Origin of the sequence: Pseudonocardia lacus (genome assembly GCF_018531445.1) — a bacterium.
GTDB classification, from domain to species: Bacteria; Actinomycetota; Actinomycetes; order Mycobacteriales; family Pseudonocardiaceae; genus Pseudonocardia; species Pseudonocardia lacus.
This window is the reverse complement of the sequence record NZ_JAHDTH010000501.1, coordinates 1-578: the sequence shown is the minus strand read 5'-3', so window position 1 is coordinate 578 and position 578 is coordinate 1. Positions and strand designations below refer to the sequence as shown.

1 pseudogene is annotated in these 578 nt (G+C 79.1%); it reads left to right on the top strand.

Going from position 1 to position 578, the window contains the following annotated elements:
- Positions 1 to 430: pseudogene (locus KIK08_RS39340) on the top strand (hypothetical protein); the annotation flags it as partial.
- Positions 431 to 578: the final 148 nt, after the last annotated feature.

Here is a 578-nt window from a genome sequence, read left to right as displayed (position 1 = left end):
CGGCCCGCCGTCGGCGCTCGTCAGCCCGGCCGCGCCGGCCACGGAGCCGAGCACAGCGCGGCCCGCCGCCCCGCCGACGCCCCGTCCCTTCGACCCGGCCGACCTCGACCGCGGGTTCCTCTCCGAGGTGGCCGCCGGGGTCGCCGGCCTGCCCGATGACGCCGACCGGGCCCGCATCGGCGAGCAGGCCACCGCCATCGAGCAGGCCTGGGGGCTGGAGTTCTACCCGGAGGCCAAGGCGGTGGCGATGAAGGCGCTGCGCACCGGCACCCCGCTGGCCGTCGACGACCCGAGCGGCGCCGACGCGCTGGTCGACGGCTTCGAACGGGCCGGCTACACCGAGCGGGACGCGGCCGAGCTGGCGGCGGCGTGGGGCACCGACGAGCGCGCCGCGAAGATCATCGGGATTCTGGTCGCCCAGGCGGGCTGACCGACGGGACGACCGGGCGGACTGGGGACGACATGGTGCGAACAGGGATGCGGCGGTGGGCCCCGGTGGCCGCGCTCGCCGCGGGGGTGGCGCTGGCCGGCTGCGGGACCGCCCCACCACCGCGGACCGCCGGCGGCCCGCCGACCAC